Source organism: Geodermatophilus africanus, from assembly GCF_900107105.1.
GTDB lineage: Bacteria > Actinomycetota > Actinomycetes > Mycobacteriales > Geodermatophilaceae > Geodermatophilus > Geodermatophilus africanus.
Genome location: NZ_FNOT01000008.1, coordinates 1 through 18,954, shown reverse-complemented (window position 1 = coordinate 18,954; position 18,954 = coordinate 1). Strand labels below are relative to the sequence as shown.

General features: G+C 74.2%; 17 protein-coding genes and 1 rRNA gene. 9 read left to right on the top strand and 9 right to left on the bottom strand.

Annotated features, from left to right (window positions below; translation table 11 throughout):
* Nucleotides 1–169 precede the first annotated feature (169 nt).
* The 5 genes from BLW63_RS15300 to BLW63_RS15280 are packed head-to-tail and all read right to left on the bottom strand — an operon-like array spanning nucleotide 170 to nucleotide 6,081.
* Nucleotides 170–820 carry an SRPBCC family protein gene (locus tag BLW63_RS15300; protein ID WP_091158066.1) on the bottom strand — a complete coding sequence of 217 codons (651 nt, stop codon included), beginning with the start codon at nucleotides 818–820 and terminating at the stop codon, nucleotides 170–172.
* A complete protein-coding gene (gene cutA / locus BLW63_RS15295; RefSeq protein WP_091158063.1) occupies nucleotides 817–3,231 on the bottom strand; it encodes an aerobic carbon-monoxide dehydrogenase large subunit in 2,415 nt (804 codons plus the stop codon). Before cutA ends, BLW63_RS15300 begins: the two co-directional genes overlap by 4 nt.
* Complete coding sequence (locus BLW63_RS15290; RefSeq protein WP_091158061.1) at nucleotides 3,228–3,743, bottom strand: (2Fe-2S)-binding protein; 516 nt, start codon at nucleotides 3,741–3,743, stop codon at nucleotides 3,228–3,230. Before BLW63_RS15290 ends, cutA begins: the two co-directional genes overlap by 4 nt.
* Nucleotides 3,740–4,612, bottom strand: coding sequence for an FAD binding domain-containing protein (locus BLW63_RS15285; protein ID WP_091158058.1), 873 nt, complete (start codon nucleotides 4,610–4,612; stop codon nucleotides 3,740–3,742). The genes BLW63_RS15290 and BLW63_RS15285 overlap by 4 nt, the downstream gene beginning before the upstream one ends.
* Complete coding sequence (locus tag BLW63_RS15280) at nucleotides 4,609–6,081, bottom strand: uracil-xanthine permease family protein (RefSeq protein ID WP_091158055.1); 1,473 nt, start codon at nucleotides 6,079–6,081, stop codon at nucleotides 4,609–4,611. The genes BLW63_RS15285 and BLW63_RS15280 overlap by 4 nt, the downstream gene beginning before the upstream one ends.
* A gap of 184 nt (nucleotides 6,082–6,265) precedes the next feature.
* Here BLW63_RS15280 and BLW63_RS15275 point away from each other — a divergent pair, with 184 nt between their 5' ends.
* Genes BLW63_RS15275 through BLW63_RS15265 form a run of 3 tightly spaced genes read left to right on the top strand, consistent with a single transcriptional unit; the run spans nucleotide 6,266 to nucleotide 9,859 of the window.
* Nucleotides 6,266–7,747, top strand: a complete 1,482-nt coding sequence (locus BLW63_RS15275; RefSeq protein ID WP_091158052.1) for an AllF/FdrA family protein — start codon at nucleotides 6,266–6,268, stop codon at nucleotides 7,745–7,747.
* Between the two features lie 58 nt (nucleotides 7,748–7,805).
* Complete coding sequence (locus tag BLW63_RS15270; RefSeq protein WP_091158050.1) at nucleotides 7,806–9,206, top strand: YlbE family protein; 1,401 nt, start codon at nucleotides 7,806–7,808, stop codon at nucleotides 9,204–9,206.
* A 47-nt stretch (nucleotides 9,207–9,253) separates the two neighbouring features.
* Nucleotides 9,254–9,859: a hypothetical protein gene (locus BLW63_RS15265; protein WP_091158047.1), complete on the top strand. Its 606-nt coding sequence runs from the start codon at nucleotides 9,254–9,256 to the stop codon at nucleotides 9,857–9,859.
* A 97-nt stretch (nucleotides 9,860–9,956) separates the two neighbouring features.
* Here BLW63_RS15265 and BLW63_RS15260 read toward each other — a convergent pair whose 3' ends face one another.
* Complete coding sequence (locus BLW63_RS15260; protein ID WP_091158045.1) at nucleotides 9,957–10,706, bottom strand: hypothetical protein; 750 nt, start codon at nucleotides 10,704–10,706, stop codon at nucleotides 9,957–9,959.
* Between the two features lie 61 nt (nucleotides 10,707–10,767).
* Here BLW63_RS15260 and rpsD point away from each other — a divergent pair, with 61 nt between their 5' ends.
* Complete coding sequence (gene rpsD, locus BLW63_RS15255) at nucleotides 10,768–11,370, top strand: 30S ribosomal protein S4 (protein WP_091158371.1); 603 nt, start codon at nucleotides 10,768–10,770, stop codon at nucleotides 11,368–11,370.
* A 107-nt stretch (nucleotides 11,371–11,477) separates the two neighbouring features.
* Complete coding sequence (locus BLW63_RS15250; RefSeq protein ID WP_244522594.1) at nucleotides 11,478–11,786, top strand: Dabb family protein; 309 nt, start codon at nucleotides 11,478–11,480, stop codon at nucleotides 11,784–11,786.
* Nucleotides 11,787–11,817: 31 nt separating this feature from the next.
* Here the strand turns inward: BLW63_RS15250 and bar are convergent, their stop codons facing one another.
* Both bar and BLW63_RS15240 read right to left on the bottom strand, forming a co-directional pair.
* On the bottom strand, nucleotides 11,818–12,921 hold the full coding sequence (bar, locus tag BLW63_RS15245; RefSeq protein WP_091158039.1) for a barbiturase: 1,104 nt from the start codon (nucleotides 12,919–12,921) through the stop codon (nucleotides 11,818–11,820).
* A 13-nt stretch (nucleotides 12,922–12,934) separates the two neighbouring features.
* The gene (locus BLW63_RS15240) at nucleotides 12,935–13,933 is read right to left on the bottom strand and encodes a carbamate kinase (RefSeq protein ID WP_091158037.1); all 999 of its coding nucleotides are present in this window, start codon (nucleotides 13,931–13,933) and stop codon (nucleotides 12,935–12,937) included.
* Between the two features lie 306 nt (nucleotides 13,934–14,239).
* Between BLW63_RS15240 and BLW63_RS15235 the strand changes: the two genes are divergently transcribed.
* Nucleotides 14,240–14,419 (top strand): hypothetical protein, encoded by a 180-nt coding sequence (locus BLW63_RS15235; protein WP_139263574.1) that lies wholly within the window; start codon nucleotides 14,240–14,242, stop codon nucleotides 14,417–14,419.
* 9 nt (nucleotides 14,420–14,428) lie between these two features.
* Here BLW63_RS15235 and BLW63_RS15230 read toward each other — a convergent pair whose 3' ends face one another.
* Nucleotides 14,429–15,247, bottom strand: coding sequence for a PHP domain-containing protein (locus tag BLW63_RS15230; protein ID WP_091158032.1), 819 nt, complete (start codon nucleotides 15,245–15,247; stop codon nucleotides 14,429–14,431).
* Nucleotides 15,248–15,328: 81 nt separating this feature from the next.
* On the opposite strand from BLW63_RS15230, the gene BLW63_RS15225 reads away from it, so the two are divergent.
* The 3 genes from BLW63_RS15225 to BLW63_RS15215 form a co-directional block, all read left to right on the top strand.
* A complete protein-coding gene (locus BLW63_RS15225; protein WP_091158029.1) occupies nucleotides 15,329–17,548 on the top strand; it encodes a RecQ family ATP-dependent DNA helicase in 2,220 nt (739 codons plus the stop codon).
* A gap of 143 nt (nucleotides 17,549–17,691) precedes the next feature.
* Complete coding sequence (locus tag BLW63_RS15220) at nucleotides 17,692–18,315, top strand: alpha-ketoglutarate-dependent dioxygenase AlkB (protein WP_091158026.1); 624 nt, start codon at nucleotides 17,692–17,694, stop codon at nucleotides 18,313–18,315.
* Nucleotides 18,316–18,810: 495 nt separating this feature from the next.
* A 16S ribosomal RNA gene (locus BLW63_RS15215) occupies nucleotides 18,811–18,954 on the top strand; the annotation flags it as partial.

Sequence of the window (18,954 nt, the reverse complement as noted above, 5' to 3'; positions counted from 1 at the left end):
CGCACCAGGCTCGGCCGACACCCTCGGGTCTTCTGGCGCTCGCTGGCCTGGCTGACCGGCCACCGCCGGCTGACGCTGGGCTCCGAGCGCTTCGCGGCTGAGCGGTGGGAAGAGCGGTGGTCGAGGACCGCAGGCGGTCTGCTGCGGTTTCTCATCCTCGAGCACGGCCTCATCGGCGGCCGAGGCGGTAGCCGACCAGGACGCCGAGCAGGGTGAGCAGGCTGCCGCCCGCGGCGCCGAGGGCGAGGGTGCGGAGGTCGGACGTTCCCGCGGGAACGCCGGCACGCCCGGTGAAGACCTGCGGCTGGGGAGCGGCGGGAGCCTCGGTGGCCTGACCGGTCACCGCCGCCGGCGCCTGGGGCGCCTCCGCGGCAACGCCCGCACCTGCCAGTTCGGCGTCCACCGCGGTGAAGAACTGGGCGGCCATCCGCTTGGCGACGCCGGTGATCATCCGCTGGCCCACGCCGGCCACCGGACCGCCCACCACGGCGTCCGCCGAGTAGGTCAGCACGGTCGACGAGTTCTCGGAAGGCGTCAGCTCGATCGTCACCGTCGCCCGCACCTGCCCCGGCGCCCCCGCCCCGGACGCGTGCATCACGTACGACGTCGGCCGCTCCTGGTCGGTCAGGTGCACCTCGCCGGCGTACGTCCCCTTCACCGCACCGACGCCCACGGAGACGTCCATCCGGTACGAGTCCTCGCCGACCCGCTCCAGCGCCAGGCACCCGGGGATGGTCCGCGCCAGCACCGCCGGATCGGTGAGCACCCGCCACACGTCCTCCGGCGACCCGTGCAGCACCGCCGAGCCGTCGAGGTTCACGCATCCACTCCCGTCCTGCGGCCCGACGCCGCTGTCCGCTCGGCCGTCTCCGAACGCATGAGGTCGTACAGCTCGGTGGGGGAGATCGGCATCGAGGTGATCCGCCGTCCCACCGCGTCCTCGATCGCCGACGCCAGCGCCGCCGACCCCGGGATCACCCCGGCCTCGCCGGCGCCCTTGATGCCCAGCGGGTTCAGCGGCGAGGGGGTCTGCTGGTGGTCGATCACGATGTCGGGCACCTCGGAGGCGTACGGCATCAGGAAGTCCATGAACGACGCGTTCTGCAGCTGCCCGTCGCTGTCGTAGGCCATCCGCTCGTACAGCGCCCCACCGACACCCTGCGCGACCCCGCCGTGCACCTGGCCCTCGACGATCATCGGGTTCACCACGTTGCCGCAGTCGTGCACCACCGCGTAGGTGACGACGTCGATCTCCCACGTCGCCGGGTCGATCTCCACCACCGCCGCGTGTGCACCGGACGCGAACGTTGAGCGCAGCGGCGAGTAGTAGTCGCGGTGCTCCAGCCCCGGGGCGTCGCCCTCGGCCACCGGCGGCTTGGTGTCGTCGTGCGTCGCGAACTGCGTCGCCTGCTTGGCCGCCTCGTCGAACGCGTACCGCAACGGGTTGGACAGCACCGCCACCGTCCGCAGCGGGATCGACGCGCCCGGCGTCCCCCGGACCTGCACGACGCCGTCCTCGATCTCCAGGTCACCCGGATCGGCCTCGAGGACGTCGGCGGCGATCCGCAGCGCCTTCACCCGCACCCCACGGGCGGCCAGCGCGATCGCGTTGCCGCTCATCACCGCGGCCCGCGAGGCGAACGTGCCGACGGCGTACGGGAAGCGGCGGGTGTCCCCGGTGGTCACCTCGACGTCCTCGATCGGCACCCCGAGCTCGGAGGCGACGATCTGCGCGAACGACGTCTCGTGCCCCTGGCCCTGCGTCGTCAGCCCGGTCGACACCAGCACCTTGCCGCTGCCCAGCACCTGCACGTGCCCGCCCTCGTACGGGCCGGGCCCGGTGCCCTCCACGTACAGCGCCATCCCGACGCCGAGCAGCTTCCCGCGCGCCTCGGCGTCGTCCCGCAGCGCGTCGACCCCGTCCCACCCGACCAGCGCCGTCAGCTTCCCGAGCAGCGCCGGGTAGTCGCCGGAGTCGTAGATGACCGGGCGGCCGTCCTGGAACGTCAGGTGGTGGTCGTAGGGGAACTGGTCGGGCTGGATGAGGTTCCGCTCGCGGACGACGGCCCGATCCAGGCCGAGCGCGTCGGCGATGCGGTCCATCGTCCGCTCCATCGCGAAGCAGCCCTGCGGCCGGCCGGCCCCGCGGTAGGGCGTCACGATGACCGTGTTCGTGTAGACGCTCTCCACGACCACCCGGTACACGGGGATGACGTAGGGGCCGACCAGCTGGGTCGCGGTCACGATCGGCACGATGATCCCGTACGGCGTGTACGCGCCGTTGTCGTGCCAGACGTGGACGTCGAGCGCGGTGATCCGGCCGTCGTCGTCGAACCCGACGCTGACCTCCTGCCGCTGCTGCCGCTCGTGCGCGCTGGAGATGAAGTGCTCCCGGCGGTCCTCGGTCCACTTCACCTCCCGGCCCAGCGCGATCGCCGCCATCGGCACCAGCAGCTCCTCCGGCCACGGGTGCACGATCTTCACGCCGAAGCCGCCGCCGACGTCGGGCGCGACCACCTCGACCTCGTCGAGCGAGAGCTGCAGCTTGGCGGCGATGGCGGCGCGCACCGACGTCGAGGCCTGGGTGCTCGTGTGCACCCGCAGCGAGCGGTCGTCGGCGTCCCACCGCGCGTGCACGCCCTTGCCCTCCAGCGGCATGCAGGCGCTGCGCTCGACGTACTGGGTGAACGAGAGCGTGCGCGGCGACGCGGCCAGCGCCGGCTCGACGTCCCCCGTCTCCTGGTGGTGGCGGGCCGCCACGTTGTCCGGGATCTCCTCGTGGACGGCGTGCTGCGCGGCCCGCGCCGCGTCCACCCCGACGACGGCGGGCAGCTCCTCGTAGGTGACGGCGATCCGCTCGGCGGCGTCCTCGGCGACGTACCGGTCGGTGGCCACGACCATCACGACCGGCTCGCCGACGTGGTTCACCTCGCCGTTGGCCAGCGGGTAGCCGGTGCGCGGCGCGTGCAGCTGCGGGTGCGGGATGAGCACGGGCAGCGGCTCGGCCAGCGGGCCGGTGAGGTCCTCGTAGGTGTAGATGGCGACCAGGCCCTCGACGTCGAGGGCGGCGTCCACGTCGACGTCCACGATGCGAGCGTGGGCGTGCGGGCTGCGCACGAAGGCGGCGGCCAGCGCGCCGGCGCCGATGTCGTCGAGGTAGCGGCCGCGGCCGGTGATGAGCCGGGCGTCCTCCCGCCGGCGGACCGGCTCGCCGAACAGCTTGGTGGTCATCCGGCGTCCCCCATCGCGGCGGCCGCGTGCCGCACGGCCTCCTTGATGTTCGCGTAGCCGGTGCACCGGCAGAGGTTGCCGCCGACCAGGTCGTCGACCTCCTCGTCGGTGATCTGCGCGGCCGGGTCCCGCCCCTCCAGTCCGGCGGCGATCGTCACCAGGAAGCCCGGCGTGCAGAAGCCGCACTGCAGGGCGTGGCACTCGCGGAAGGCCTCCTGGACCGGGTGCAGCACCTGCCCGCCCCGGCCGTCGTCGCGGGCCAGCCCCTCGACCGTGGTCACCGCGGCGCCGTCGGCCTGCACGGCGAGCACCAGGCAGGAGCGCACCGGTGCGCCGTCCACCAGCACCGTGCAGGCGCCGCACACGCCGTGCTCGCAGCCGACGTGGGTGCCGGTCAGCCCGAGGTCGTGCCGCAGTGCGTCGGACAGCAGCCGCCGCACCGGCACGGTCGTTTCACGTGGCACACCGTTCACGGTCAGCCGGACGGTGCGCTCGGTGTCGACGCTGGTCATGGCGTCCTCTCGGCGGCTTCGGCGGCGGCCTCGGTCAACGTCCGTTCGGTCAGCACGCCGACCAGCAGCCGGCGGTAGTCGGCGCTGGCGTGCAGGTCGCCGTCCGGCTCGACCAGCGTGCGGGCCAGCGCACCGGCGGCGGCCCAGTCGGCCTTCTCGACCGGGGCGCCGGCGACGGCCTCGGTGAGGTCGTGGACCTCCGGGACCAGGCCGACCGAGACGTAGGAGGCCCGGACGGCGGCGACGCGGCGGTCCTCGTCGAGGGTGACGACGACGCCCGCCCCGCAGACCGCGTAGTCGCCCTTGCGGCGGGCCACCTCGGCGAAGGCGGTGCCCGAGCGCGGCGGCAGCGCCGGGAAGAAGGCGGAGGTGACGACGGCAGCGGCCGGCAGCGAGGTCTCCAGCGGGCCGACGAACAGGTCCCGCCAGCCGACGGTGCCACTGCCCGACGGCGCGGCCACCGCCACCGAGCCACCGGTCAGCGCCAGCACCGACGTCATCTCGCCCGAGGGGTCGGCGTGCGCGATCGAACCGACCGTCGTCCCCCGGTTCCGGATCGCGGGGTGGGCGACGTTCGCCGTGGCCCGCGCGAGCAGCGGCTGCACCCGCGCGGCGGCCCGGTCCGCCAGCAGCCCGGCGTGCCGGACGAGCGCCCCGACCCGCACGCCGTCCCCCGTGACCTCGACGGCGTCGAGGCCGGGCACCCGGTTGAGGTCCACCAGCGTGGTCGGCGCCGCCAGGCGCATGGACAGCAGCGGCAGCAGTGACTGGCCGCCGGCGAGCACCGTGGCGCCCTCCTCGGCGGCGAGGACCTCGAGGGCCTCGGAGACCGAGCGGGGGTCGGCGTACCGGAAGGGCGCGGGCTTCACCGGCGGCGGGTCTCCCCGGGCGTCGCCGAGCCGGTCGCGCCCGGTCGGCCGACCTCGTCGACCGACGAGGGGTCGGGGCTGACCTCATCACCGTGCACGTGGCCGAACGTCGTCCCCGCTGCCGGGTGCGTGCCCTCGCGGAGCAGCGCGCCCTTCATCTCCGCCGGGGCCAGTGCCCGGGCGACGTGCCAGCCGAGGACGGCGACGATCGAGCCGAGCGCGATGCCCGACAGCGAGAAGTCCTCGGTGATCTGCAGGTTGACCGGGCCGATGCCGATGATGATCCCGGCGGCGAGCGGCACCAGGTTGATCGGGTTGGCGAAGTCGACCCGGTTCTCCTTCCAGATCTTCGCGCCCAGCAGGCCGATCATCCCGTAGAGGACGACGGTGATGCCGCCCAGCACACCGCCGGGGACGATGTTGATCAGCGCGCCGAACTTGGGCACCAACCCCAGCAGGATCGCCACGATCGCCGCCACGTAGTAGGCCGCCGTCGAGTAGACGCGGGTGGCGGCCATGACACCGATGTTCTCGGCGTAGGTGGTGGTGGGGGACCCGCCGACCGAGGTCGCGACGACCGTGGCGACGCCGTCGGCCATCACGGCGCGGCCCATCATCGGGTCGAGATCGCGCTTGGTCATCTCCGCGACCGCCTTCACGTGGCCGACGTTCTCGGCGACCAGGGCGATGACGGCGGGGATGACCAGCAGGGAGAAGTTCAGCGAGAAGCTCGGCCAGGTGGGTTCGGGGAAGCCGAACCAGTCGGCGGCGGCGACGGAGTCGAAGTTGATCCGCTCGCGGGTGACGACGTCACCGGTGGCGTCGGGCGAGGTGATCTGCCCGGCCGTCACGTCCAGCAGGACCGACAGCAGGTAGCCGAAGACCAGCCCCAGCAGGATCGAGATGCGGGCGAGGAAGCCCCGCAACGCCAGCGAGGCCACGATGACGAAGACCATCGTCGCGAGCGCCACCCACTGGTCCTGCGGCCAGTACACCGCGGCGGCGACGGGGGCCAGGTTGAAGCCGATGAGCATGACCACCGCGCCGGTGACGGCGGGCGGCAGCACCTTGTTGATCGCGCGCAGGCCGGCGACGTGGATGAGCAGGCCGACGAGGGCGAGGACGACGCCGGCGACCAGGAGGGCGCCGACGACGTCGCTGGAGTCGCCGCCGTTGGCGCGGATCGCCGCCACGCCCCCGACGAACGCTGCGCTGGTGCCCAGGTAGCTGGGCACTCGGTTCTTCACGATGAGCAGGAAGATGATCGTCGCGACGCCGCTCATCATGATCGCGAGGTTGGCGTCGAGGCCCATGATCAGCGGGAAGACGAACGTCGCCCCGAACATGGCGACCACGTGCTGTCCGCCGATGCCGATCGTCCGCGGCCAGGAGAGTCGTTCGTCCGGAGCCACCGCCTCGCCCAGCGGCGGGGTCTTCCCGTCCCCGTAGAGCTTCCAGCCGAACGCCATGACCGCCTCCTCGACCTGCCCCTGGCACCTGGCCGGTTCCCCCGACGGACGTCTCCGGCACCCAGGGACGCGCCAATCTGACACGCCCGGCCGACAGCGCGGAAGTACCTCAGTGCTAAATCGTCGTTGCGTCGGTGTCTTACCGCTGAGACACCTCGGCTGTACGGTCGGCCGGGTGACAGCGATGCCGGTCCGGCACGTCTCCCTGCGCAGCGGCGTGTACGCCGACTCGGTCCGGCTGATGCAGGTCAGCCGGGACGTCGGCGCCCGCGAGGGGGTCACGGCGGTGCTCGTCGCGATGGGGACGCCGCTGAACCTCGAGCTCGCCGCAGGCATGGGCCTGGCCCCTGCGGACGGCGCCTCGCCCGACCAGCTCCTGGTGGCCGTCGAGGCCGTGGACGACGACACGCTGGCCACCGCGGTCGCCGCCGTCGACGCCGCGCTGGCCGCCCGCGAGCGCGCCGCCGGCCCCGCGCAGGCCGTGCCGCTGCGCACCGTCGGCGCGGGTCTCGACGCGCTGGACGGCGACGGCCCGGCGCTCGCCGTCGTCAGCGTCCCGGGGCAGTACGCCGTCGCCGAGGCCGCCGACGCGGTCGCCGCCGGCCGCAGCGTGCTGGTCTTCTCCGACGGCGTCCCGGTGGAGGCCGAGGTCGCGCTCAAGCGCGCCGCGCACGACGCCGGGGTGCTCGTCATGGGCCCGGACTGCGGCACGGCGATCGTCTCCGGCCTGGCGCTCGGGTTCGCCAACGTGGTCCGCCGCGGCCCGGTCGGGCTGGTCGCCGCCTCGGGCACCGGTGCCCAGCAGGTGTCGTGCCTGCTCGACACGGCCGGCGTCGGGGTCTCGCACGTGCTCGGCGTGGGCGGCCGCGACCTGTCCGGGGCCGTGGGCGGGCTGGCCACGCTCGACGCCCTGGCCGCGCTGGCCGCCGACGACGGGACCGAGCGGATCGTGGTCGTCTCCAAGCCGCCGGCGCCGGCGGTGGCCGCCGCGGTGTCGGAGGCCGCCCGCGGGCTCCCGGTGCCGGTGCGCTCCGCGGTGCTCTCGCCCGAGACGCCGGACCTCACCGCCGCCGTCGAGGGAGTGCTGGGCGACCTCGGGGTCGCCGTCCCGGCCTGGCCCTCGCGCCCGGGGGACGGCACCGCCGCCGCCCCGGGCGCCGTTCTCAAGGGCCTCTACTCCGGTGGCACCCTCGCCGACGAGGCGATGCTGCTGGCCGCTCCCGTGCTGGGCGACATCCGCTCCAACACCCCGCTGCGGCCGGAGCTGGACTCTGCCCTCGACCCATCCGCCCCGGACCTGTCCGCCCGCGGCCACGTCGTCGTCGACTTCGGGGACGACGCGCTGACCGTGGGCCGGGCGCACCCGATGATCGACCCGACGCTGCGGCTCGAGGCGATCAGCGACCTGGCCGCCCGGCGGGAGCCCGCGGTGCTGCTGCTGGACGTCGTCCTCGGGTACGGCGCCGACCCGAACCCGGCCGCCTCGCTGGCTGCGGCGCTGCGGGCCGCCGGCCTGCCCACCGTCGTCGCCCTCATCGGCACCGAGGCCGACCCCCAGTGCTGGTCGCGCCAGGCCGACGCGCTGGCCGCGGCCGGCGCCCACGTGTTCGCGTCCAACGCCCAGGCCACTCGGCATGCGCTGCGCCTGTTGGGAGCGGTGCAGTGACGTCTTCCTCCGACGCCGCCGCCACGCGCCACGCCCTCGACCTGCTGGGAGCCGCCCGGTGAACCTGCTCTCCGGCCCGCCGACCGTCGTCGCCGCGGGCGTCGACGTCTTTTCCACCGCGCTGCGCGCCCAGGGCGCCGAGGTGCACGAGGTCGACTGGCGCCCACCCGGCTTCGGCGACCCCGCCGACCTCGCCACCCTCGCGCTCGACCGGCGCCGGGCCGCGGCCAACCGCGCCGCGGTCGAGCGGGTGATGGCCGCCGGGTCGCAGCTGGTCGACGTCCGGCCCGCGCGCGAGGTGCTCGGCCTCGCCGACCGGACGCTGCTGCACGCCGGCCCGCCGATCGGCTGGGACGACGCGTCCGGCCCGCTGCGCGGCGCGCTGATCGGCGCCTGCCTGTTCGAGGGCTGGGCGGACACGGTCGAGGACGCCGAGGGGCTGCTGGCCTCCGGCGGGGTGGCGCTCGACCCCTGCCACCACCACCGCACGGTCGGCCCGATGGCCGGGGTGACCTCGCCGTCCATGTGGGTGTACTGCCTGGAGGACCCGGTCACCGGCGGGCAGGCGTTCTGCAACCTCAACGAGGGCCTCGGCAAGGTGCTGCGGATGGGCGCCTACGGCGACGAGGTGCTCACGCGGCTGCGGTGGATGCGCGACGTCCTGGGGCCGGTGCTGCAGGCGGCGGTGCGCTCGACGGCCGAGCCGTTGGACGTCAAGGCGGTGCTCGCGCAGATGCTGCAGATGGGCGACGAGGGGCACAACCGCAACCGCGCCGGCTCGCTGATGACCCTGCGCGAGCTCTCGCCGGCGATCGTGGAGGTCGACGCGCCGTCGTCCGACATCGCGGCGGTGCTGCGCTTCATCGGTGGCAACGAGCACTTCTTCCTCAACCTCGGCATGCCGACGGCGAAGCTGGCTCTCGACGCCGCGCGGGACGTGCCCGGCTCGACGATGGTCACCGTGATGTCCCGCAACGGGACCGAGTTCGGCATCCAGACCGCCGGCACCGGCGACCGCTGGTTCACCGGCCCGGCGAACACCCCGGTGGGTCTGTTCCTCGGGGACTACGGCCCGGACGACGCCAACCCCGACATCGGCGACTCCGCGATCATGGAGACCTACGGCGTCGGCGGCTTCACCATGGCGGCGGCCCCGGCGATCGTCCGGTTCGTCGGCGGCACCGTGCCCGACGCGCTGGCCACCACCGAGCGGATGTACCAGCTGACCCTGGCCGAGAACCCGGCGATGCAGGTGCCGATCCTCGGCTTCCGGGGCTCGCCGACCGGCATCGACGTCCTCGCCGTGGCGCGCACCGGCTGGCTGCCGCAGATCAACACCGGGATGGCCGGGCGGGTGGCCGGCACCGGGCAGGTCGGCGCCGGGCTGGTGCAGCCGCCGCAGGAGTGCTTCGAGCAGGCGCTGGCCGCGCTGGCGCAGGAGGCGCGCGCCGCGGCCTGAGCACCCGTCGGTTGCCGGGGTGGACGCCGAACCGCCAGGCTGCGGACATGGAGGGCCACTGGCCGTACGGCGAGCCGGACGACGAGCTGCACCGGCGGATCGAACCACCGGAGAACGAGATCCCGGTCGCCCTGCCGCAGAACGTGCTGCTGGCCCGAACCGACGACGTCGCGGTGGCGTTGCTGGATCTCCACGTCCTCTCGACCGGGGTGTCGTTCCACCTGACCGTCCGGGCGCGCGCCGCTGCGCTGCGCCGTGTGGACCACCGCCTCACCGAGTTGGTGTGGAACCACGGCCCGCGCGGCGGCCGCTTCCTCCTGGGCGTGGAGTTCTCGGACGGCCGGCGCGGCAGCAGCCTGCCCATGGGCAGCAGCGAGGGTGTCCTGCTCCACTCCCGCGGCGGCGGGGGCGGTGAGACCTCGGTCGATCAGAGGTGGTGGCTGTCCCCGCTGCCGCCCGAGGGGCCGGTGCGGGTCGTCGTCCGCTGCCCCGAGCTCGGCATCGAGGAGACGTCGGCCGAGCTCGACGGAACCGCGATCCGGCGGGCCGCCGAGCAGGTCGTCGAGTTGTGGCCCTGGGAGCCGGAGCCCCCGCACCGCGAGCCGCCGCCCCCGCCGGACCTGCCCGACGACAGCTGGTTCGCCCGGCGCTGAGCTGCCACGGCTCGCGTGCGACATCGCCGATCTCGCACGCTCGCGCTCCCGTGTCCGTGCGAGATCGCCGATCTCGCCCGGCTGGGGGGCGGGCGTCTCAACGGGTGCAGGCCAGCAGCGTGCGGACGGCGGCCGGCAGCTCCCCGGTCGAGGTGAGCGGGGCGGGGAACGGCGTCCGCAGGTCGTAGCAGCCGGTGCGGGGCTCGACCCGGAACAGCACCCCGTGCCGGTCGAGGCCGAGCAGGTGCACCGGGTCGTCGCCGGTCCACGCCTGCACCCGGGCGCAGAGCGCGGCCAGCGGACCGGCGTGCTCGGCCACCAGGTCGTCCTCGGCAGCGGCGAGCGGGTCGGGACGGGCGGCGGCGTACTCCTCGGGTGTGATCTCCGACCAGCCACCCCCCTCGTGGAGCACCACCTCGGCGAGATCGAGGCGCAGCAGCGTCGCGGTGAGCCCCACGTCGAGCAGGACGGCGTCCGGGCGGACGGCGGCGAAGGCCTGGACCAGACCGGCCTCCTCCCCGGCGGGCACCGGTGTCAGCCAGCCGGTCAGCTCCAGCCGGGCCCGCAGCGGGTTGCGCAGCGGCTGGGCGGATCGCGAGGTCACGCTCACCCGCGCCGGCAGGTCACCCTCGGGGGCGTCGCGGACCGCCGTCGCCAGCCCACCGGACCGGGGGACGACGACCAGCACCCGCCCGTCGTCCAGCGTGGCTGCGGCCAGCAGCCGGCTGGTGCCCAGGCCCAGCGCCTGCACCGAGGCGGCCGGCCGGGTCGCGACCGTGCGCGCCCGCTCGGCGGCGTCCGCGTCGCGGGCGGCGGGCACCGGCGGGGGTGTCGGACCGGCGGTCATGGGGCTCCCAATGACGCTCGACGATGGAATAAGGTGAGCCTAACCAAACTTGGAGGTCGCCGTGAACACCCCTCGTCCGAAGGTCCGGATCAGCCGCGCGCTCGGCATCCCGCTCACCCCGAAGGCCGTCGAGTACTTCGAGCGCCGTCCGTACCCGCCGGGCGAGCACGGCCGCAAGCGCCGCAAGGACAGCGACTACTCGACCCGGCTGCGCGAGAAGCAGCGACTGCGGGCCCAGTACGACGTCAGCGAGACGCAGCTGCGCGCCGCCTTCGACCGCGCCCGGCGGACCGGCGGCAAGACCGGCGAGACGCTGATCCAGGACCTCGAGTCCCGCCTGGATGCGACCGTGCTGCGGGCCGGCTTCGCACGAACCATCTACCAGGCGCGCCAGTTCGTCACCCACCAGCACGTGCTGGTCAACGGCAAGCGGGTCGACCGCCCCTCCTACCGGCTCAGGCCCGGCGACTTCGTGCAGATCGCGGAGAAGTCCAAGAGCAAGGAGCCGTTCGTCGTCGCCGCGTCCGGCGCGCACGCCACCGCGCCGGCCTACCTCGAGGTCCGGCTGGCCGACCTGGTCGCCCGCGTCGAGCGCGTGCCCGGCCGCGACGAGGTCCCGGTGGTCTGCGAGGAGCAACTGGTCGTCGAGCACTACTCCCGCTGATCCTCCCCGCGAGATCTGCACACTGGCGGGCATCAGGGCCCTGATCGCCACCACTGTGCAGATCTCGTGCCGACAGGCTGACCGGAACGCGGACGCCGACGGTCGCGGTGACTGACCCGGTGATCCGCAACGTCGTCGTCGGCCGGGTGCGCCCGGGCACCGACCTCGCCCACGTCCGAGAGGCGCTCGACGCCATCGTCGCCCTACCCGTGCCGGGGCTGGTCGACGTGCGGGTCGGCCTGGACGCCGGCCTGCGTCCCGGGGCCTGGAGCTTCGCCATCACCAGCGACTTCGTCGACGCCGAGGCCTACCGCGCGTACGACGCGGAGGCCGAGCACAACCGCATCCGGCGCGAGCAGTTCGACCCGGTCTGCGAGGAGATCGCGCGGGTGCAGTTCGAGGTCCGAGCGGACTGAGGCGCGCCGCACCCCGGGTGACCCGAGCGGCTCACGCGCGGACGATCGCGGCCACCGGTCCGCCGCCCGACGGGCCCTGGTGCACCGCGGCCACCGACACGAACACCGCCGGGTCCCCGGTCACCGACGCCGCCACGCCACCCACCGTCGCCTTGATCTGCCGGTGCCAGAAGACGTCGGAGTCGTCGAGCATCGCGTTGCGCCGGCCGCGGACGTAGCCGGTCGGGTCGGCCTCGCACTTGAGGAAGACGTTGACCAGCCGGTCGCCGAGGTCCCTGGGGTGCGGCCGCTCGGGCAGCTCGAGCCCGGCGTCCCGGACGGCGTTCCAGATGCCGTCCTGGTCGAGCGCGTCGCGCATCACCGAGTGGCCGATCCGGTAGGCGCCGCCGTGCCCGCGGGCGTTGCCGACGACGACGATCTGCGCGCGGTCCAGCTCGACGCCGGACGAGCAGGAGGCCACCGCGCTGTACAGCGACAGGTCGCGCATGACCTGCTCCTGGCGCGGCATCTCGATCTCGCCGAGCGCCACCGCGATGCCCAGCGCCGTCGTCCCGTTGGACAGGTCCATCGAGCCGTGCGGCTCGTCGTAGTAGGTGTCCTTGCCGCGCGACTTGGCGTCGCGGATGGTCTCGATGGTCAGCAGCGGCGTCTTGGTCTGCACGTAGTGGACGTCGGCCGGGTCCTCGATGCCGGCCTCCGCCATCGCGCGGCGCACGCCCTCGGCGACCTTCTCGACCATGGTGATCCGGCCGATGTCCTCGGGCAGGAGGACGTCGCTCATCGCGTAGCCGACGGTCAGCCGCGGCTCGTCGGTCCGCTCGACGGCGTCCTCGGGCAGCGTGGCGAAGACCGTCGCGTGCGGGCTGATGACGCCGTCCGTGCCGCCCGACCACACGATCGGGATCTGAGCGACCTCCTCCTTGGAGCGGCTGCCCTTCTCGAGCAGCACCTCGCGGAAGGCCCGGTCGGCGATGATCCGCGTGTAGTCGTTCACCCCGCCGTTGCCCTCGGTCTTGCCGATGACGGCGACCACCCGGTCGGCCTCCATCACGCCGTCGTCGATCAGCTTCGCCAGCTCGGAGGCGTCACTGACGTTGTGCAGCGGGATCTTGCGGACCTCGATCGGTGCGGGCACGGCTTCCTTCTCTCTAGGGACGGGTGTGGCCCTCGTGCGCGGAGGCGGGAGGGCCCATCTGGAGGACGGTGCCGACGTCGTCGCGCGTGACGGCGTCGGCGATGTGCTCGAGGGACGTGACGACGGCGCGGGCGGGGTGGCCGGGGCCCGACGACTCGACGAAGCGGAGTGCGGCCTCGACCTTGGGGGCCATGGAGCCGCGGGCGAACTCCCCGGCGGCCGCGTGCGCGCGCAGCTCGGCCGGGGTGACCCGCCCGAGCGGCCGGGCGGCGGGGGTGCCGTACCCGACGAGCACGTGGGGGACGTCGGTCGCGATCACCAGCGTGCCGGCGTCCAGCTCGCGGGCCAGCAGGGCGGCGGTGAGGTCCTTGTCGATGACGGCCTCGACGCCACGCAGTGCCCCGCCGGTCCCGTCGTCCACCACGGGGACGCCGCCCCCGCCGGCGCAGACTACGGCGAAGCCGGCCGCGAGCAGCGCCTCGACGCCCGGCACGTCGACCACCCGTCGCGGCTCGGGCGAGGCGACGACCCGCCGCCAGCCGCGCTCGCCGCGGTCCTCCCACACCTGCCCGTGGGCCATCGAGCGTTCGGCCTGCTCGCGCGGGCGGAAGCGCCCCACCGGCTTGGAGGGCTCGCGGAAGTGCGGGTCGTCGGCGTCGACGAGCGTGCGGGTGACGAGGGCGGCGGTGCGCTGCGGCAGCCCGTGGGCGGCGAGGGCGGCGTCGAGCTCGTCGGCCAGCGTGAACCCGATGGTCGCCTGGGTCTGGGCGACGCACCAGTCCAGCGGCACCGGCGGGACCTCGTGCGCGGCCAGCTCGTTCTTGACCAGCAGGTTGCCCACCTGCGGTCCGTTGCCGTGCGTCAGCACCACCTGGACGCCGGTGGCCACGACCTCGGCCACGCGCTGCGAGGCCGCGGCGATCGCCTCGCGCTGCGCGCCGGGGGTGGCCGAGCCGTCCGGGCCGGTCATCGCGTTGCCACCGAGGGCGATCACGACGCGGCCGGAGGTCACCGACCGACCGTATCCGCCTTTCTCTTAGCGGTGAAGTACCTGGCACGAGCTCGTCCACGCCTCCGATCAGGGCGGGAGAGGAGGATCTGTCCGCAGCGGGGTCCCGAGGGGAGACGACGATGCGCGTCCACTTCGGCCTGGACACGCACGCGAGCCCGGAACAGGTCTTCGCGGCGTTCACCGACGTGAGCGAGCGGCGGCTCGAGGTGTGGTCGACGACGCTCGACCCGGCCACGTACGAGGTCCGCGAGCCGGGGGGGCTGGGCCGTCGTCCGGGAGGGCAGCGCCGGCGTCCACCTCTGGGTGGTGCTGCGCTACGAGTGGGCGGCTCCCGACCGGGTCACCGGCGAGGTCCTGATCGCGCCACGGAACGGCGGCGGCAACCGGGGACTGCGGGGCCGGGCCGTGCTGCTGACCCCGGGTGTGATCGGGCCCCTCGCGTTCCCGCGGACCTGGCGCTCGGCGCTGGATCGGATGGCAGCCTGAGCGCCCGGCTCAGCGGCGCCAGAAGTCGAAGGCGTCCCGCCCGGGCCGGAAGCCGGCCGCCTCGACGACGTCCACCGCGAGGTCGAAGTACTGGCCGACGCCGGCCGGCTGGTGTGCGTCGCTGCCGAAGCTGACCGCCGCGCCGCCCTCCTCGTGGAACCAGCGCACCTGGTCGACCGAGGCCAGCGGGCTGGTCGTGTTCACCTCGAGCGCCCGGCCGGTCCCGGCCAGCGCCCGGAACACCGCCCGGTACTCCTCCTCGTAGTCCTTCTCGGAGTACCGGTCACTGCCCCCGGGCCAGTACCGCCGCGGGAAGTCGACGTGGGCGAGCACCTCGAAGACGTCGCTGCTCTCGACCATGTCGACGACCTCGGCCAGGTAGCGGCGCATCGTGCTGTCCGGGTCGGGGTAGAGCAGCCGGCCGATGCCGTAGAGCCGGCCGTCCTGGCTCAGCGAGTGCAGCGAGCCGAGCACCCGGTCGACGGGGGAGTCCCGCAGGTGGGCGGCGACGCTGGCGGCGAACAGGTGCGGCTCGCCGGTCTCCACACCCGACCAGATCCGCAGCTCCGGGAATCGCTCGCGGCACTCCTCGAGCTCGGCGGAGTAGCCCTCGACGTCGATGGGCAGGTGCCGGGAGGCGTGCCGGTCGACCAGCCCGTCGGCGGTGGCCCGGTCCTCCGGTGTCCAGGTCGTGAAGTCGAGGTGCTCGGTGAAGGCGATGGCGGGCAGGCCCCGGGCCACCGCCCGCTCGCACGCGCGCACCATCGTGGAGGACTCGGCGGTGTCCCAGGACCACCTGGTGTGCACGTGGTTGTCCGGTGGTCGCATGGTCTGTGGATTGTCCCCCTCTCTCCCCAGGATCCGCGCGGCGGCCGGTCCTGTCGTCGTCGCTGCCTACTGTCGGGTGCCATGACCACCGCCGTGCCGTCCGCCGACCTGGCCACCGAGGCCCTCGACGTCCTCCGCGAGCTGACCGGCCGGCCCGACGCGGTCTTCCGCGAGGGGCAGGACGCCGCCGTCGCCGCATTGGTCGAGCGCTCCGAGCGGGCCCTGGTCGTGCAGCGCACCGGGTGGGGCAAGTCGGCGGTCTACTTCGTCTCCACCGCCCTGCTGCGCCGCCGCGGCGCCGGTCCCACCCTGCTGGTCAGCCCGCTGCTCGCGCTGATGCGCGACCAGGTCGCCGCCGCCGCACGCGCCGGCATCCGCGCCGTCGAGATCTCCAGCGCGAACGCCACCGAGTGGGACGACGTAGCCGCGGCCCTGGCCGCCGACGAGGTCGACGTCCTGCTCGTCTCCCCGGAGCGGCTGACCAACCCCCGCTTCCGCGAGGAGCAGCTGCCGGGGCTGGTCGCCCGCTGCGGGCTGCTCGTCGTCGACGAGGCGCACTGCGTCTCCGACTGGGGTCACGACTTCCGTCCCGACTACCGCCGCATCCGCGACCTGCTCGCCACCCTCCCCGCCGGGACGCCCGTGCTCGCCACCACCGCGACGGCCAACGAGCGCGTCGTCGCCGACGTCGCCGAGCAGCTCGGCGCGGGTGGTGTGAGCGTGACGGCGGTGCGCGGCCCCCTGGCCCGCGACTCGCTGCGCCTCGGCGTGCTCCGGCTGCCCACCGACCGGGCGCGGCTGGCCTGGCTCGCCGCCCGCCTCGGCGACCTGCCGGGCAGCGGGATCGTCTACACGCTCACCGTGGCCGCCGCCGAGGAGACCGCCGCGCTGCTGCGCGACGCCGGCCACGAGGTGCGCGCCTACACGGGCCGGCTCGACGACGCCGACCGCAAGGACGCCGAGGAGGCGCTGCGGGAGAACCGGGTCAAGGCGCTGGTGGCCACCTCGGCGCTGGGCATGGGCTTCGACAAGCCCGACCTCGGCTTCGTCGTCCACCTGGGGGCGCCGTCCTCGCCGGTCAGCTACTACCAGCAGGTGGGCCGCGCCGGCCGCGCCGTCGAGCACGCCGACGTGCTGCTGCTCCCCGGCCCCGAGGACCTCGCGATCTGGCAGTGGTTCGCCACCTCCTCCATGCCGCGGGAGGACCACGCCGCCGCGGTGCTGTCGGCCATGGCCGACGGGAAGGCGTGGTCGGTGGCGCGGCTGGAGACGGTGGCCGACGTCCGCCGCTCCCGGCTGGAGCTGCTGCTCAAGGTGCTCGCGGTCGACGGTGCGGTCGAGCGGGTGCAGGGCGGCTGGCGGTCCACCGGCCGGCCGTGGGTGTACGACGCCGACCGGTACGCCCGCGTGACGCGCACCCGCGAGGCCGAGCAGCGGGCGATGATCGCCTACGCCCGCCCGGTCGACGAGGCGCAGTGCCGCATGGCCTTCCTGCAGGAGGCCCTCGACGACCCGACCGCCGCGCCCTGCGGCCGCTGCGACGTCTGCGCGGGCCCCTGGTACTCCACCGACGTCCCGGAGGGCGCGGCCCAGGCCGCCTCCGCCGCGCTCGACCGCCCCGGCGTGGAGCTGGCCCCTCGCGCCCAGTGGCCGACCGGCGCCGACCGCCTCGGCATCGAGGTGAAGGGGAAGATCGCGCCCGGCGAGCAGCTCGACCCGGGCCGGTCCGTCGCCCGGCTCACCGACCTGGGCTGGGGTCAGCGGCTGCGCACCCTGCTCGGGGACGACGGCGTCGGCGGCGTGGTCGACCTCGAGGCCCCAGGGCTGGAGGAGGACCCGGACGCCGCCTTCGACGTACCGGTGCGGCGGGCGCCGTCGGACGTCCCGCCGGACGACGAGCTGCTGCGGGCGTGCGCCCGGGTGCTCGGCGCCTGGGACTGGGCGGAGCGCCCGGCCGGGGTCGTCGCCGTGCCCTCGCGACGCCGGCCGCGACTGGTGACCGGGCTGGCACAGGGGCTGGCCGGACTGGGCCGGCTGCCCTACCTCGGGGAACTGTCCCTCGCGCACGGCGGCCCGACGGGGCAGCCCGGCGGCAACAGCGCCTTCCGGCTCGCCGGGGTGTGGCAGCGGATCGTCGTCGGGCCGGAGCTGCGCCGGCGGCTGGAGGAGCTGGGCCCGGTGCCGGTGCTGCTCGTCGACGACCTCGCCGACTCGCGGTGGACGATGACCGTCGCCGGCCGGGAGCTGCGGCTGGCCGGCGCCTCCCGCGTGCTGCCCTTCGCGCTGGCACTGACCGCCTGAGGAAGGACCCCGTCCTCCCCGCCCTTCGTGAGGGGACCCCCTGTCCCCGTCCACTCGCGAGCTCGGGCCGGGGTCACGGCGTGGCCGAGGGGCTGACGACGCTCCCACTCGTACACGCGTTCGATCCCGCGTAGCCTCCCCGCATGTCGCTCGCGCACCAGCCGTCGATGTGGGACCTCGCCGAGGAGGCGACGCTCGGACCGCTGTCGCTCACGCGGCACTCACTCAGCCACGGTGCCTGGGTCGACCACCTGCCCGGATGGGTCCAGGGGTCCGACGAGGTCCTCGACGTGCTGCTCGGGGACATCGGCTGGCGGGCCGACCGGCGGCAGATGTACGAGCGCGAGGTCGCCGTCCCTCGACTGCTGCGGTGGTACGGCGGCGGAGAACCGCTGCCGCACCCATCGCTGACCGAGGCGCGGGAGGCGCTGAACGCGCACTACGGCCCCGAGCTCGGCGAGCCGTTCGTCAGCGCCGGCATGTGCCTCTACCGCGACGGCCGTGACAGCGTCGCCTGGCACGGGGACCGGCTCGGCCGTGGGCGCGGCGCCGACACGATGGTCGCGATCGTGTCCTTCGGTTCGCCGCGGCCGCTGCTGCTCCGCCCGGTCGGCGGCGGGGAGGCCCTGCGGTTCCCCCTGGGACACGGTGACCTGGTGGTCATGGGCGGGTCGTGCCAGCGCACGTGGGAGCACTGCATCCCGAAGACGGCCAAGCCGGTAGGACCCCGGGTGAGCGTCCAGTTCCGGCCCCGCGGGGTCGCCTGATGCGCGGGTCGCCCGTGCGGCCCCGGCCGGTCGAGCCTCGCGGGGGGCCGACCGCGCAGAGCGGGACCGCCGCCCACCGCCTGGTGTCGGCCGGGTCGCGACCACCCCAGCGGCCCGCGTGGTCGATGGCCCCGGGGAGGGTGCCGGTGGCCGGGCGACCCGGTCACCGGCCGGCTCAGGGGACCTCCGGGGACCCCCCTGCAGAGGCCCCTGAGGCTGGTGTACTGTTCTCGCTGCACCGAGCGAGAACGGACCGGGCCGCAAGCCTGGGAAACCGCCGGTAGGACCCCGAGGTCCGACCGATGCGGAGCGCGGTGTACAGTGGGACAAGCCGCCAGAGACGAAGCCCGAGAGGGTCGAGTCGCTGCGCGTCCGCTCTTTGAGAACTCAACAGCGTGCCGAAAGTCAGTGCCATGTATGTAACCCCTTTGTGGGTTTCTTTGGGTTGATGGATTTCGAGAGCGCCTGTTCTCGGTTCTCGCCCGGATCGATTCATCTACGGAGAGTTTGATCCTGGCTCAGGACGAACGCTGGCGGCGTGCTTAACACATGCAAGTCGAACGCTGAACCCGCTTCGGTGGGGAATGAGTGGCGAACGGGTGAGTAACACGTGGGCAACCTGCCCCCGGCTCTGGGATA